The sequence below is a fragment of the Saccharopolyspora sp. NPDC047091 genome (assembly GCF_040643635.1).
Classification (GTDB): Bacteria; Actinomycetota; Actinomycetes; order Mycobacteriales; family Pseudonocardiaceae; genus Saccharopolyspora_C.
This window is the reverse complement of the sequence record NZ_JBEYUS010000026.1, coordinates 17,704-31,614: the sequence shown is the minus strand read 5'-3', so window position 1 is coordinate 31,614 and position 13,911 is coordinate 17,704. Positions and strand designations below refer to the sequence as shown.

The following is a 13,911-nucleotide window of genomic DNA, read 5'->3' as shown; positions in this document are numbered from 1 at the left end:
AGCGATCTCGGGTGTTTCGCCCGTTTCGTGGCACGCTGGACCGGTGGCTCACCGAAGATCCGCCGTCGCGACCGCGCTGCTGGGCGGAGCGGTCGCGGGGGTCTGCTACCGCAGCGTCCGCACCGTGCGCCAAGTCCGTTCGCTGGTCCCGCTGCACGAGGCGCCACCGGAACCGGGCGTGCTCCCGGCCGCGGTGACCGTCGTGGTGCCCGCCCGCGACGAGGCCGCCGTGATCGACGACTGCCTGCGCGGCATCCGCTCCCAGACCTATCCGGACCGGGATCCGGCCGCGCTGCGCGTGGTCGTCGTCGACGACGGCTCCTCGGACGGGACCGGCGAGCTCGCCCGCGCGCACGCCGCCGCCGACGAGCGGGTGCGGGTGGTGCGGGTGGCAGGCCCGCCGCCGGGCTGGGCGGGCAAGGTGCACGCGATGCACGTCGGCGTCGAGGCCGCCGGGCCGCCCAGCGCGGGGGAGTGGCTGCTGTTCGTGGACGCGGACACGGTGCTCGCCCCCGACCTGCTGAGCAGGCTGCTGGCCACCGCCGAAGCCGTGGACGCCGACCTGGTCTCCACCCCGGGCGGGCCGCCGCCGCGGCGCTCGGCGGCCTGGCCGCTGCTGATGCCGCCGGGGCTGCAGATGATCGGGGAGAACGCGGCGCCGGACGGGCGCGGGGCGAAGGCCTTCGCCATCGGGCACTGCATCCTGGTGCGCCGCTCGCACTACGAGAAGATCGGCGGCTGGGAGTCGATGGCCGCGCTGCGCAACGAGGACATCGCGCTCGCCACCTCGGTCCGCGACCACGGCGGGACCACGCGGATGGTGGACGGGCTGGACCACGTGACGACCACCGGCATGGACCCGTTCGCGCAGGGCTGGGCGTCGTTCCGGAAGAGCTTCGTGGCGGGAACCCGGCAGTCGGTGCCGGTGCTGCTGGGCGGCGGGCTCGGCCAGGTCGCCCTGTCGCTGGCCGCACCGGCCGCGGTCGCGCTGGGCCTCCGGCGCAGGCGGCCGCTGCTGGCCGCGGCCGGGGCCGTCGGCTGGGTCGCGCAGGGCGTCGCGCACGCGCACACCGCGCGCTACATGCGGGCCGGGCCCGAGTGGGCGCCGCTGGCGCCGTTCACCGGCGCGCTGTTCGGCGGGGTGCTGCTGGACGGGGCGGTCCGGGTGCTGCGCGGGACCGCGTCCTGGAAGGGGCGCCGCAGCGGGGGCTGACGCCCAGGTGTGGCCCGCTCCGCGGAACGGGCCACACGGTGGGGGATTCCGTCAGAGATCAGTCTTCGACGTGATCCGATTCGTGCTTACGGAGGGCGAGTGGCGCGCCGGCCAGGTCCTCTTCGTTGCAGAGCAACTTCAGTTCGTAGTACGGCGCACCTTTGCGGTCGTCGTAGTCCAGGTGGACTGCGATGACGTCCACGGCCTCGCCCAACCAGGACTGCGCTTCGCGCAGCCAGCGGGCGGACCGTTCCAATGCGGACGGCAGATCGTCGTCGCGGAACTCGACCGGCCGGTAGGGCACCCCGTGCACCTGGTCCCCGGGATGTTCGGGCTGGGGCAGATCAACGGAGACACCGGAGTCGTCGAGTTCGAGTTCGATCGTTTCCTCACTCACCGTGAAAGGGTAACGCGTGGCCGGTGACCTGGTCGAATGTCGGTGCGGTGAGCGGTCGGCCGACGTCAGGGCAGGCTCTGCCGCGGAGGCGGTGCGCTGGTCGGCCCGGTCACCGGGCGATGTGCGGGAGGGACGCCCCGAACTCGACTCGACAGTTGAGGGAAGGCGGGTCATCGCCCAGGGCGCCCCGTTCGCCGCACGGGTGCGCGTCCCGGCGACGCAGATCACCTTACCGGGTGATCCGCGATCAAGATCAACAGGGGGGTTTCCGGCCCTGTCAAAGGAAAATCTCCGCGCACCGGCCCACCCGGGTGCAGATCACCCGCACGCCCCACCCCCTCGCGCAAGATCCCAGCCCCCACCACACCGCGACGAGCCCCGCATCCGAACGAGCACACCGGGTCACCCGCGCCTGTCCGCGGCGAAGCCGATGAGCAGCGACCACGCACGCAGCCCGGCCACCCGCGGGTTCTCAGTTGCCTCCTCGCGAGGACAGCGTTTTCGCATGCGGAGCCACCTGCGAAAACGATCCCGCAGCGAGGAAGCAGCTGAGCGTTCCGCCACCCGCCCCGCCTCGCAGCACGGGAGGAGCAGGGAACTCAATCAGGCATCAACCCGGCGGCGAGGGTCGCTCCCAGTTCCCAGCACGCCGAGAGCCCTGCCGCGTCGGGCGTCCCGGACAGCACCACCGGCTCGGCGACCTGCTGCCACGACAGCCCCGAAGTGATCGTCGTGATGGCCCGCAGCGCGCCCTCGGTGCCTTCGTTCCCGTGCACCCAGCAGCCGAACGGGCGTCCCGCGGTCGAGTCCAGGCACGGGTAGTAGACGGTGTCGAAGAAGTGCTTCAACGCCCCGCTGATGTAGCCGAGGTTCGCCGGGGTCCCCAGCAGGAACCCGTCCGCGGCCAGCACGTCGGAGGCGGTCGCCGCCAGCGCGGCGGTGCGCACCACCTCGACGTCCTCGATCTCGTCGGTGGTCGCCCCGGCCACGACCTGCTCGAACATGGCCTGCATCCCGGGTGAGGGCGTGTGGTGCACGATCAGCAGTCTGGGCATCGTCGCCTCCGTTCTCGGGTCAGGGGTGGTCTTGGACGAGGGCGGTGACGGCGGCGTCGAGGCGGGCGAGGCGGTCGTCGGCTCGCCGCTTCGCCGCCGGGAGGTCGCCGTCCGCGGCTTCCACGACCTGGAAGTAGCACTTGAGCTTCGGTTCCGTGCCGGACGGGCGCACCACGAGCCGCAGCCCGCCCGAGCCGGTGATCACCAGCGCGTCGGTGTCCGGCAGCAGGTCCTGCACCCGCACCGCGGTGCCGAGCAGTTCGGCGGGCGGTTCGGCGCGCAACCGGCGCATGGTCGCGGCGATCACGTCGAGGTCGGTGACGCGCACCGAGACCTGGCCGGTGCGGTGCACGCCGTGCTCGGCGGAGAGCTCGTCGAGCAGGTCCGGCAGGTCGCGGCCCCGGTCCCGCAGCGTCGCGGCCAGGTCGCAGGCCAGCACGGCCGCCGAGATGCCGTCCTTGTCCCGCACCCGGTCCGGGTCCACGCAGTGCCCGAGCGCCTCCTCGTAGGCGTAGACGAGCCCGGTGCCGCTGCCGTCACCGGAGCGCACCAGCCACTTGAACCCGGTGAGCGTCTCGTCGTAGCGCGCGCCGTGCTTGCGGGCGAGGGAGCGCAGCATGGTCGCCGAGACGATCGTGGTGGCCACCAGCGGATCGGGGTGGGCGTCCCGGTCGAGCCCGGCCAGGACGTGCTCGCCGAGCAGCACGCCGGTCTCGTCGCCGCGCAGCATCCGCCAGCCGTCCCGGTCGCGGACGCCCAGCGCGCAGCGGTCCGCGTCCGGGTCGAGGGCGATCGCGAGGTCCGCGGAGACGTCCGCGGCCAGCGCCAGCAGCAGGTCGGTCGCGCCGGGCTCCTCCGGGTTCGGGAAGCCGACGGTGGGGAAGTCCGGGTCCGGTTCGGCCTGCTCGGGGACCCAGTGCACGTCGGTGAACCCGGCGAGCTCCAGCGCCTCCTGCAGCGTCCGGGCGCCGACGCCGTGCAGCGCGGTCGCCGCCACCCGCAGCGCGCGCGCCGTGCCGTGCGGCAGCGCCGCCACCGGCGCGAGGTAGTCGGCCGAGGCCCGCTCGTGCACCGGGTGGCCCGGCCGGCGCGGCACCTCGTTCGCGGGCGGGCTGTCCGCGATGCACCGCTCGATCTCCGCGTCGGCGGGGCCGACGAGCTGCGTGCCGCCGGCGAGGTACAGCTTGTACCCGTTGTCCTGCGGCGGGTTGTGCGAGGCGGTGACCTGCACTCCGGCGACGGCGCCGAGCGAGCGGGCCGCGTGCGCGAGCACCGGGGTGGGCAGGGCACCGGGCAGCACCCGCACGTCGTACCCGGCGGCCGCGAACACGTCGGCGGTGTCCGCGGCGAACTCAGCGGACCCGTGCCGGGCGTCGCGGCCGACCACGACGGTCCCGCCACCGAGGCCCTGCTCGGTGAGCCAGCGGGCCACGCCCCAGCTGGTGCGCACGACCACGGCCCGGTTCATGCCGTTCGGCCCGGCCCGGACGGGGCCGCGCAGCCCGGCGGTGCCGAACGTCGGCATCCCGGACGTGCGCTGCGCCAGGTCGGCGGCCGCGGCCGGGTCCCCGCCGGTGGCGGCGTCGAGGACCGCGGTCAGCTCGGCGCGCGCCGACTCGTCGACGTCCGCGTCGATCCAGGCCCGAGCGGCTTCCGCGCACCGGGGGTCGAGGTGCTGTGTGGTGACCACGACGTCACTTCCTTCGCTGGTGGACCGGCCGCAACCGGCTCGGCGCGTGCCCCGGCACGCAGATGATCTCGAAACGGCACCGCCCGAACAAGCCGACCCACGGCCGCCCGGGAGCGGCTGCGCACCTTCTTGCCCGGAAGCAGCGGAGCAGCGGCCCGGCACGCGACCGGCGCCGCCGCGGGTCCTCAGCGGCGTCCGCGGGCGGACGGCGTCGCCGGAGCCACCCGCGAGAACGATCCCGTAGCGGCGGCGCGGCGCGGCGTCCGCCACCCGCCCCCTCCGCGCCAGGCCCCGAGCAGGATCAAGCGGACTCGACGAGGGAGCGGAGCAGCTTGCCCATCCGGCCCGCGGACGCCTTCCCGGCCTCCAGCACTTCTTGGTGGTTCAGCGGTTGCCCGGACAGCCCGGCGGCCAGGTTGGTCACCAGCGACAGCCCGAACACCTCGGCACCGGCGGCGCGGGCGGCGATGGCTTCGGCGACGGTGGACATGCCGACGAGGTCGACGCCGGAGCCGCGCAGCATCCGGATCTCGGCCGGGGTCTCGAAGTGCGGGCCGGGCAGCCCCGCGTACACGCCTTCTTCGAGCGAGTCGTCGATCTGCCGGGCGAGACCGCGCAGCCGCGGCGAGTACAGGTCGGTGAGGTCCACGAAGTGCGGTCCGACGAGCGGGGAGCGCGCGGTGAGGTTGATGTGGTCGCTGATCAGCACCGGCTGCCCGACCGACATGCCTTCGCGGAGCCCGCCCGCGGCGTTGGTGAGCACGACGGTCCCGCATCCGGCGGCGACCGCGGTGCGCACGCCGTGCACCACCGAGTCCATGCTCTTGCCCTCGTACAGGTGGGTGCGGCCGAGGAAGACCAGCACCTGCTTGCCCGCGACCGGCACGGACCAGATCCGGCCGCTGTGCCCGCTGGCGCTCGGCGGTTCGAAGCCGGGCAGGTCGGACATGGTCACTTCGGCGGCGGGGGTGCCGATCTCTTCGGCGGCGGGCCGCCAGCCGGAACCGAGCACGACGGCGAGGTCGTGGTGGGCGGCGCCGGTGCTCTCGGCGAGGGCCGCCGCGGCGGCGCTGGCGGTGGCGAACGGGTCGGAAGCAGCAGAGGAAGTCACGAGCGCTCAGCGTAGTCATCTCCGCCGCGCCGTCATCCCGCTTCCGCCGCCGCCGACCGCTCGGGTGAGCGGCCCGCGGCCCGACCTGCTCGGACGTGCGGGCCGCGCACCCGGTGGCTCAGGAAGTGAGCTTGAAGCCGTTGAGCGATTCGTCGAAGAGCCGCTGGTTCTGGTCGGCGTCGGCGACCGGCGTGGTCACCCGCAGCACCCACAGGTCGTTGCCGCGGGGCATCAGCTGCGAGGTGGTGACGCGTTCGGAGCCCTCGACGGCCGGGCCGATCACGCCGCCCTGGCTGGCCGTGTAGCGCAGGTGCCGGTCGGTCTCGCCGCTGGTGGGGTCGGTGGCACCGGTGGGTTCGTCCTGCTGCACCCGGAAGGTCCCGTGCGCGCCCGCGGAGCGCTCCTGGAGCACGTCGACGTAGTCCTGCGCGGAGTGGCGGCCGTAGTAGCCCTCGAACCGCTCGACGGCGACCTCGGCGCTCCCGTCCGGGGAGATCAGGTAGACCACCATGCTCTCGCTGGGCTGGTTCCGGCTGCCGCGGAACACGTCCCAGCCCTCGGGGGCGGCGACTTCGAAGCCGCCGCCGCCGTTCTGGCTGCGCTTGGCCTCGTCGACGTAGCGGGCGAGCCGCGGGGAGGTGGGTTGCGGCGGCGCGGGGACGTCGAACTCGGGCAGCACCTCGCGTCCGGCGAGGGCGCGGGTCGCGGCGAACCCGCCCGCGGTGGAGGCGGCGAACAGCACCACGGCCGCGAGGCCCAGCGCGATGGCGCCCCAGGGGAACCGCCTGCGCGGCCGGGGCGGCGGCTCGCTGAGCATGAACGGCAGCGGGCCGGGGTCGGCGGCCAGCGGCGCGGGGCCGTCGTCGGCAGGGGCCTCGGCGGTGCCCGGCGAGGTGCTGGGGAGCTTGCGGACGCGCACGGTCGGCGCCTCCGGGTCGAGCAGCATCTCGAACGGCCGGGTGCCGGAGGGCGGCAGCAGCTGCTGCACGTGGCGGCGCACTTCCTGCGTGGTCATCCGCTGCGCCGGGTCCTTGACCATGAGCCCGGCGATGATCTCGCCGATCGGGCCGGGCCGGTGCGGGGCGGGGACCGGGCCGCGCACCACGGAGGTGATGGTGGCCAGCGGGTCGTCGTTCGCGCCGTACGGCGCGGCGCCCTCGGAGGCGGCGAACAGCGTCGCGCCCAGCCCCCACAGGTCGGCGGCGTCGGTGACCGCCTCGCCGGAGGCGATCTCGGGGGCGATGAACGCCGGGGTGCCGAGCATGATCCCGGTGCTGGTGATGGTGTGCTCGGAGACGTTGCGGGAGATGCCGAAGTCGCTGAGCTTGATCCGCCCGTCGTCGCCGATGAGCACGTTGCCCGGCTTCACGTCGCGGTGCACGATGCCCGCCCGGTGCGCGGCGTCGAGCGCGGCGGCCACGCCGTCGGCGACCAGCGCCAGCTGCGGGTCGGCGAGCGCGCCGTGCTCGGCGAGCACGGCGGCGAGGCTCTGCGAGGGCACCAGCTCCATGACGACGAACGGTTCGCCCTCGTGCCGGGCCACGTCGTACAGCGTCACCACGTTGGGATGGGTGACGAGGGCGATCGCGCGGGCCTCGCGCAGCGCGCGCTCCCGCAGTTCGGCGGCCTCGCCTTCGGGCATCCCCCTGGGCAGCAGCACTTCCTTGACCGCGACGGGCCTGCGCAGCAGTTCGTCGGTGCCCGCCCAGACGATGCCCATGGCGCCGCCACCGATGCGCTGTTCCAGCCGGTAGCGGTCGGCGATCAGCCGGTCGGCGCCTGCGGCGGCCTGTTCATCAGTCGTGGGCACCCGCTCATTCTCCATCCCGCGTCGTCGGGTCCGGTCGAAACCCGCTCGTTCAGCTGCCAACAGGGGAAATCACTCGGAGTGTTCAGTCGAGTCCGTTGGGCGGGACGGCGGTGTTACCGGTAGTGAAGTTTCCCACGTGGCCGGTGCCGGGCCGTGACCGCACCAGGTGCCCAAGATTATTTCGAGACAACGAAAAAACCGCTCCGACCGGCACCGTCGACCGCCACGGCGGTGCGGCGCGGAATTATGACCAGTCGGGGCGATTCGGATAAGTTGGGCGCGGCCGGGACCACCGCCAGCGGGAGCAAACCGTTCGGCGACCCCGTCACGCACCGCTCGTCATCCGCCCCTCGGGCGGGTCGGCGGGAGTGCCCGAAGGCCCCATCGGACCCCCGGTGGGGCCGCGCGATGGTGGGCGCAGCGTGAGTGACGAACAATTCCACGGGGTCGCCTGGTCCACGGTCTGATCACCGGCTCGCCGAGGAGGTGCCCTTGTCCGCGTTCGTCCTCGTCCACCTGCTGGTGGCTCTGGCGTTGCCGATCGTAGCCCGGCGCAACACCGGGATGGCCTTCGCGATCGCCGCCCTGCCGCCGGCGGCCGCGCTGACCTGGGTGCTCGCCCGGTCGGGCGCGGTGCTCAGCGGGGACGCCATCGTGGAGGAGGTCCCGTGGTCGCCGCTGCTGGGTCTCGAATTCACCTTCCGGCTGGACGCGCTCGCGGTGCTGATGACGCTGCTGGTGTCCGGCATCGGGGTGCTGGTGCTGGTCTACGCGATCGGCTACTTCCACGCGGGCAGCGGTGACGCCCGCCGTTCCGCGCCGCTGCTGCTGACGTTCGCGGGCACCATGTTCGGGCTGGTCCTGGCCGACGACCTGCTCACCGTCTACGTCTTCTGGGAGCTGACGACGGTCTGCTCCTTCCTGCTGGTCGGGCAGGCGGGCATCAGCCGCGAGTCGCGGCGGTCGGCGCTGCAGGCGCTGATGATCACGACGATGGGCGGGCTGGTGATGCTGCTCGGCTTCGTCGTGCTCGGCGAGGCCGCGGGCACCTACCGGATCTCGGAGATCATCGCCGAGCCGCCGGGCGGCACCCCCGCCGCCGTCGCCGCCTCGCTGATCCTCGTCGGCGCGCTCACCAAGTCGGCGCAGGTGCCGTTCCACAACTGGCTGCCGACCGCGATGGTCGCGCCCACCCCGATCAGCGCCTACCTGCACGCGGCCTCGATGGTGAAGGCCGGGGTGTTCCTGGTGGCCCGGCTCGGCCCGGTGTTCGTCGGGGTGCCCGAGTGGTGGGTGCCGACCGCGGTGTTCGGCCTGGTCACGATGGTCTTCGGTGGCTGGCGGGCGCTGCACGAGACGGACCTGAAGAAGCTGCTCGCCTACGGCACCGTCAGCCAGCTCGGCTTCCTGATGGTGCTGGTCGGGCAGGGCACCTACGCGGCCGCGCTGGCCGGGGCGGCGATGCTGCTGGCGCACGGCATGTTCAAGGCGACCTTGTTCCTCGTCGTCGGCATCGTCGACCACCAGACCGGCACCCGGGACGTGCGGGAGCTGTCCGGGCTGGGGCGGCGGATGCCCGCGCTGGCGACCATCGCGGCGCTGGCGGTGGCCTCGATGGCGGGCCTGCCGCCGATGCTCGGCTTCCTCGGGAAGGAGGCCGCGTTCGGCGCGTTCCTGGAGGAGGGCGGCGGCACCGGGCTGCTCATCGACCTCGTGCTGCTGCTCGGCTCGGTGTTCACCGTCGCCTACAGCGCGCGGATGCTGTGGGGCGCGTTCGCCCGCAAGCCGGGCGTGGCGCCCACCGCCGGGAAGCAGCCCGGCGCCGTGCTGCTGGTGCCCGCGGCGATCCCCGCGTTCGCCGGGGTGGTGCTCGGCATCGGGTACCCGCTGACCGACGAGCTCGCCGGGTCCTACGCGGCCGTGTTCGGCGTCGGTGCCGACGCGCCGCACCTGGTGCTCTGGCACGGCTTCGAGCTGCCGCTGCTGTTCTCGGTGATCGCGGTCGCCGCCGGGCTGTGGGTGCACTCGGTGCGCACCCCGCTCACCGCGCTGCGGGCCAGGCTGCCGAAACCGCTGGACGCGCAGCGCGGCTACGAGCGGATCATGGCGCTGCTGGAGCGCACCGCCGTCGGCGTCACCGGCCGCACCCAGGTCGGTTCGCTGCCGACCTACCTGGCGATCATCCTGCTCACCGTGGTCGCCGTCCCCGGATCGGTGCTCGTCTACCACGCGCACGTGCCCGCGGACATGGCGCTGCACCACAACCTGCTGCAGATCCCGCCCGCGATCCTGGTGGTGATCGCGGCGATCGCGGTGGTGCGGGCGAAGCGGCGGCTCACCGCGGTGCTGCTGGTCGGCGTGATCGGCTACGGCATCGGCGGGCTGTTCATCGTGGACGGCGGGCCGGACGTGGCGCTGGCCCAGTTCCTGGTCGAGACGCTCACCATGGTCGCGTTCGTGTTCGTGCTGCGGCGGCTGCCCGCCCGGTTCACCAAGGGCGACGCGGCGCGGTCGCTGCGCTGGCCGAAGCTGGCGCTGTCGGTGGCGGGCGGCGTGGTGATCGCGCTCGGCGCGGTGCTGTTCAGCGCGGCGCGGCAGCGGCCGCCGGAGGCCAGCGCCGAGTTCATCGCGCAGTCCGAGTACGGCGCCGGGGCCACCAACATCGTCAACGCGATCCTCGTCGACTTCCGGGCGTTCGACACCGTCGGCGAGATCTCCGTGCTCGCCGTCGCCGCGACCGGCGTCGCCAGCCTCGTGCTGGCCTCCCGGTTCGACCGCAGGCGCCGCAGCTCCCGCGGCGCGCAGGCGTCGGCCCCCGCGGAACGCCCCCAGGTCGTGCTCAGCGGCAACGGGAACGGGAGCGGGAACGGGCGGAGCCAGGAGGAGGAACAGGCATGACCGACCCCAGGATCACCGCCCCCCGCAACGGGGAACGCCGCGGCGTGCCGTGGACCGGGTGGGACGCGCCGCGGGAGCGCTGGCTGCTGTCCGGCTTCCCCCGCGACGGCCGGGAACGGGCCGTGCTGCTCGAACTCGCGGCCCGCATCGTGTTCCCGACCGTGCTGGTGCTGTCGATCTACCTGCTGTTCGCCGGGCACGACCGGGCCGGCGGCGGGTTCAGCGGCGGCCTCGTCGCCGGGCAGGCGTTCGCGCTGCGCTACCTCGCAGGCGGCCGGATGGACGACAGCGCGATCATCTCGCTGCGGCCGCCGGTGCTGATCGGGCTCGGGCTCACCATCGCCACCCTCACCGGGTTCCTGCCGCTGCTGTTCGGGCACGAGCTGCTCGAAAGCGCCATCTTCAAGATCGCCGTCCCGCTGCTGGGCGAGATCAAGTTCGTCTCCAGCATCCTGCTCGACATCGGCGTCTACCTGCTGATCATCGGCGTGGTGCTGGACCTGCTGCGCACGCTCGGCTCCGGGGTGGAGACCGACGCGGTCGCGGCGGAGAGGGGACAGGCATGACCGCCAACCTCACCGTGAACCTCACCATGGCCGTGGTGCTGGCGACGCTGTACTCCGCGGGGTTCTACCTGCTCATGCAGCGCTCGCTGATGCGCATCCTGATCGGCACGGTGATCGTCGGGCACGGCGCCAACCTGCTGCTGCAGCTGGCGGGCGGGCCGCCCGGGCGGGCCCCGATCCTCGGCGACGCGGCGCCGGAGCAGATGACCGACCCGCTGCCGCAGGCGATGGCGCTGACCGCGATCGTGATCACCTTCGCGCTCACCACCTTCCTGCTCGCGCTCGCGTACCGCTCGTGGGTGCTGCTCGGGCACGACGAGGTCCGCGACGACGTCGAGGACCGCCGGATCCGGCGGCTGGAGCGCAGGCTCGCCGAATCCGAGGACGACAAGGCGAACGAAGACGAACTCGAACGGGAGGCCACTCAGTGACGGTCCTCGTGGCCCTGCCCGTCCTGCTGCCGCTGGCGGCCGCCGGGATGTCCCTCGCCCTGGGCCGGTTCGCCGACTTCCAGCGCATCATCGGCCTGGTCGTGCTCGCCGCGATCATCGTCGACGCCGGGTTCCTGCTGTACCTCACCGACCGCACCGGTCCCGTCGTGCTGCAGCTCGGCGGCTGGGCGGCGCCCGCGGGCATCACGCTGATCGCGGACCGGCTGTCCGCGCTGCTGCTGGTGGTCTCGGCGGTGGTGACCTTCGCGGTGCTGATCTACTCGATCGGGCAGCGGCTCACCGACTACGGCCGGGAACGGGCCAGCACCACGTTCCACCCGATGTACCTGGTGCTGTGCGCCGGGGTGTCGCTGGCCTACCTCGCGGGCGACCTGTTCAACCTGTTCGTCGCGTTCGAGATCATGCTGTCCTCCTCGTACGTGCTGATCACGCGGCGCACCACGGCCAGCCGGGTGCGCGCGGGCATGACCTACGTGATCGTCAGCCTCACCTCGTCGCTGCTGTTCATCACCATGATCGGGCTGGTGTACGCGGCGACGGCCACGGTGAACCTCGCCGACCTCGGCGGGAAGGTGGCGCTGCTGCCCGAAGGCCTGCAGGTGGCGCTCGGGCTGATGATGGTGATCGTGTTCGGGGTGAAGGCGGCGATGGTGCCGCTGCACTTCTGGCTGCCGGACAGCTACCCGACCGCGCCCGCCCCGGTCACCGCCGTGTTCGCCGGGCTGCTCACCAAGGTCGGCATCTACGCGCTGATCCGCACCCAGACCCTGGTGTTCAGCCACGACCGCAGCTGGACGCTGATGCTGGTGATCGCGCTGGTCACCATGCTGGTCGGGGCGCTGGGCGCGCTCGCGCAGAACGACCTCAACCGGATGCTGTCGTTCCTGCTGGTCAGCCACATCGGCTACATGCTGTTCGGGCTCGGCGTCTACGACGTCATCGGGCTGACCGGCGTGATCCTCTACGTGGTGCACCACATCACCGTGCAGGCCACGCTGTTCCTGGTCAGCGGGTTGATCACCCGGCACACCGGCACCGTCGCGCTGAGCCGGATGGGCGGGCTGGCGAAGGCCGCGCCGATGATCGCGGTGCTGTTCGCGCTGCCCGCGCTGAGCCTCGCCGGGGTGCCGCCGTTCTCCGGGTTCGTCGCGAAGCTGGCGCTGCTGCAGGCGGGCATCGGCGCCGGGACCTGGTCGGCGTACGTGGTCACCGCGGGCACGATCCTCACCAGCCTGCTCACGCTGTACGCGATGGCGCGGGTGTGGACCAGGGCGTTCTGGGGGCAGGTCCGCGCGCCCGAAGCCGACCCCGACCCGGACGACGAGCTCGTCGTCGGCACCGGGAACTCCACCCGCCCGATGGTCGCCGCCACCGGGGTCCTGGTCACGGCCAGCGTGGTCATCGCGCTCGTCGCCGGGCCGCTGGCCGGGGTCAGCGAGCGGGCCGCCGACGACCTGATGCAGGGCACGACCTACCGCGAAGCGGTGCTGGGAGGTGCGCGATGACCACGCCGGCCCGACGAGCGCTGCGCAGGCTGCCGCTGGTGCTGTGGCTGACGGTCGTGTGGATCCTGCTGTGGGGCACCCTCGACCTGGGCACCCTGGTGTTCGGCCTGCTGGTGGCGCTGCTGGTGACGACCGTGTTCCCGCTGCCGCCGGTCACCACGCACATGGTGGTGCGGCCGCTGTCGATGCTGCGGCTGGTCTGCTACCTGGCGGTGGACCTGGTGGTGTCCACGGTGCGGGTGTCCTGGCAGGCGATCCGGTACGGGCCGCGGACCAGCGCGGGCATCGTGCAGGTGACGCTGCTGACCGATTCGGACCACCTCACCGCGATGGTCGCCAACGCGGTGTCGCTGGCGCCCGGCAAGTTCGTCATGCAGATCGATCGGGCGCACCGCATCTGCTACGTGTACGCGCTCGGGATGCGCGCCGGCGGCGAGGACCTGGTGCGGCGCGAGGTGCTGGCGCTGGAGCGGCGCATCGTCCGGGCCGTCGGCTCCGCCGCGGAGCTGGAGCTCGTCGGCCGCATCGAGCGGTCCACCGAGGTCGAGGGGAAGGAGGACGCCTGATGGACGTCGTGTTCGTCGTGACCTTCGCGCTGCTGTGCCTGGCGGCGCTGCTCGCGCTGATCCGGATGATCCTGGGCGCGTCGACGCTGGACCGCATCGTGGCGCTGGACGTCATCGTCACGCTGATCGTGGCCGCCACCTGCGTGAGCATGGGCTGGCTGCGGGACGGCTCGAACATCGCGCTGCTGACCACGTTCGCGCTGCTGGCCTTCATCGGTTCGACCAGCGCGGCCCGCCTCGTCGAGAAGAAGGAGCCGTACCGGTGAGCGTGCTCGACGTGATCTCCGCGTGCTGCCTGGTGCTCGGCGCGCTGTCCTGCCTGCTCGGCTCGATCGGGCTGCTGACGTTCCCCGACGTCACCGCCCGGCTGCAGGCCGCGACGAAACCGCAGACGCTCGGGCTGATCCTGGTGCTGATCGGCACCGCGCTGCAGCTGGACTTCCACTACTCGCTGGCGCTGGGGCTGGTCGCGTTGTTCCAGGTGCTCACCGCGCCGGTGCTGGCGCAGCTGGTGGGGCGCGCGGCGTACCGGACCGACAGCATCCGCCAGGAGAACCTGGTCGTCGACGAGATGGGCGAGCGCATCGGCCGCGAATCCGACCGGCCTTGATCCGCCCGCGTGCGCTGCGGGTACCGTTCCGCCCGGAG

13 protein-coding genes are annotated in these 13,911 nt (G+C 73.0%); 8 read left to right on the top strand and 5 right to left on the bottom strand.

What is annotated here, in order from left to right:
• The first annotated feature begins 43 nt into the window (after positions 1-43).
• Complete coding sequence (locus tag ABZ805_RS13960; RefSeq protein ID WP_358439181.1) at positions 44-1,213, top strand: glycosyltransferase family 2 protein; 1,170 nt, start codon at positions 44-46, stop codon at positions 1,211-1,213.
• Positions 1,214-1,271: 58 nt separating this feature from the next.
• Here the strand turns inward: ABZ805_RS13960 and ABZ805_RS13955 are convergent, their stop codons facing one another.
• The 5 genes from ABZ805_RS13955 to ABZ805_RS13935 all read right to left on the bottom strand — a co-directional run bounded on the left by ABZ805_RS13955 (position 1,272) and on the right by ABZ805_RS13935 (position 7,276).
• A complete protein-coding gene (locus tag ABZ805_RS13955) occupies positions 1,272-1,610 on the bottom strand; it encodes a hypothetical protein (RefSeq protein WP_358439178.1) in 339 nt (112 codons plus the stop codon).
• 599 nt (positions 1,611-2,209) lie between these two features.
• Positions 2,210-2,665: an NAD(P)H-dependent oxidoreductase gene (locus ABZ805_RS13950; protein ID WP_358439175.1), complete on the bottom strand. Its 456-nt coding sequence runs from the start codon at positions 2,663-2,665 to the stop codon at positions 2,210-2,212.
• Positions 2,666-2,684: 19 nt separating this feature from the next.
• Positions 2,685-4,355, bottom strand: coding sequence for a phospho-sugar mutase (locus ABZ805_RS13945; RefSeq protein ID WP_358439172.1), 1,671 nt, complete (start codon positions 4,353-4,355; stop codon positions 2,685-2,687).
• A 301-nt stretch (positions 4,356-4,656) separates the two neighbouring features.
• Positions 4,657-5,466, bottom strand: a complete 810-nt coding sequence (locus ABZ805_RS13940) for a purine-nucleoside phosphorylase (protein ID WP_358439169.1) — start codon at positions 5,464-5,466, stop codon at positions 4,657-4,659.
• Between the two features lie 118 nt (positions 5,467-5,584).
• Positions 5,585-7,276 (bottom strand): protein kinase, encoded by a 1,692-nt coding sequence (locus ABZ805_RS13935; protein ID WP_358439166.1) that lies wholly within the window; start codon positions 7,274-7,276, stop codon positions 5,585-5,587.
• Between the two features lie 492 nt (positions 7,277-7,768).
• On the opposite strand from ABZ805_RS13935, the gene mbhE reads away from it, so the two are divergent.
• Genes mbhE through mnhG form a run of 7 tightly spaced genes read left to right on the top strand, consistent with a single transcriptional unit; the run spans position 7,769 to position 13,873 of the window.
• Positions 7,769-10,174, top strand: coding sequence for a hydrogen gas-evolving membrane-bound hydrogenase subunit E (gene mbhE / locus ABZ805_RS13930; protein ID WP_358439163.1), 2,406 nt, complete (start codon positions 7,769-7,771; stop codon positions 10,172-10,174).
• Positions 10,171-10,740: an MnhB domain-containing protein gene (locus ABZ805_RS13925; protein ID WP_358439160.1), complete on the top strand. Its 570-nt coding sequence runs from the start codon at positions 10,171-10,173 to the stop codon at positions 10,738-10,740. Before mbhE ends, ABZ805_RS13925 begins: the two co-directional genes overlap by 4 nt.
• The gene (locus ABZ805_RS13920) at positions 10,737-11,171 is read left to right on the top strand and encodes a Na(+)/H(+) antiporter subunit C (RefSeq protein WP_358439158.1); all 435 of its coding nucleotides are present in this window, start codon (positions 10,737-10,739) and stop codon (positions 11,169-11,171) included. The genes ABZ805_RS13925 and ABZ805_RS13920 overlap by 4 nt, the downstream gene beginning before the upstream one ends.
• Positions 11,168-12,697 carry a Na+/H+ antiporter subunit D gene (locus ABZ805_RS13915; protein ID WP_358439155.1) on the top strand — a complete coding sequence of 510 codons (1,530 nt, stop codon included), beginning with the start codon at positions 11,168-11,170 and terminating at the stop codon, positions 12,695-12,697. The genes ABZ805_RS13920 and ABZ805_RS13915 overlap by 4 nt, the downstream gene beginning before the upstream one ends.
• Entirely contained in the window at positions 12,694-13,263 is a 570-nt protein-coding gene (locus tag ABZ805_RS13910) for a Na+/H+ antiporter subunit E (protein WP_358439152.1), read from the top strand. Before ABZ805_RS13915 ends, ABZ805_RS13910 begins: the two co-directional genes overlap by 4 nt.
• Positions 13,263-13,529, top strand: a complete 267-nt coding sequence (locus ABZ805_RS13905) for a monovalent cation/H+ antiporter complex subunit F (RefSeq protein ID WP_358439149.1) — start codon at positions 13,263-13,265, stop codon at positions 13,527-13,529. The genes ABZ805_RS13910 and ABZ805_RS13905 overlap by 1 nt, the downstream gene beginning before the upstream one ends.
• The gene (mnhG, locus tag ABZ805_RS13900; RefSeq protein ID WP_358439146.1) at positions 13,526-13,873 is read left to right on the top strand and encodes a monovalent cation/H(+) antiporter subunit G; all 348 of its coding nucleotides are present in this window, start codon (positions 13,526-13,528) and stop codon (positions 13,871-13,873) included. Before ABZ805_RS13905 ends, mnhG begins: the two co-directional genes overlap by 4 nt.
• Positions 13,874-13,911: the final 38 nt, after the last annotated feature.

Excerpts from the sequence above, each read along its gene's own strand:
- ABZ805_RS13950 (WP_358439175.1), bottom strand. The coding sequence starts at position 2,665 with ATGCCCAGACTGCTGATCGTGCACCACACGCCCTCACCCGGGATGCAG.
- ABZ805_RS13925 (WP_358439160.1), top strand. The coding sequence starts at position 10,171 with ATGACCGACCCCAGGATCACCGCCCCCCGCAACGGGGAACGCCGCGGC.
- ABZ805_RS13920 (WP_358439158.1), top strand. The coding sequence starts at position 10,737 with ATGACCGCCAACCTCACCGTGAACCTCACCATGGCCGTGGTGCTGGCG.
- ABZ805_RS13910 (WP_358439152.1), top strand. The coding sequence starts at position 12,694 with ATGACCACGCCGGCCCGACGAGCGCTGCGCAGGCTGCCGCTGGTGCTG.
- ABZ805_RS13905 (WP_358439149.1), top strand. The coding sequence starts at position 13,263 with ATGGACGTCGTGTTCGTCGTGACCTTCGCGCTGCTGTGCCTGGCGGCG.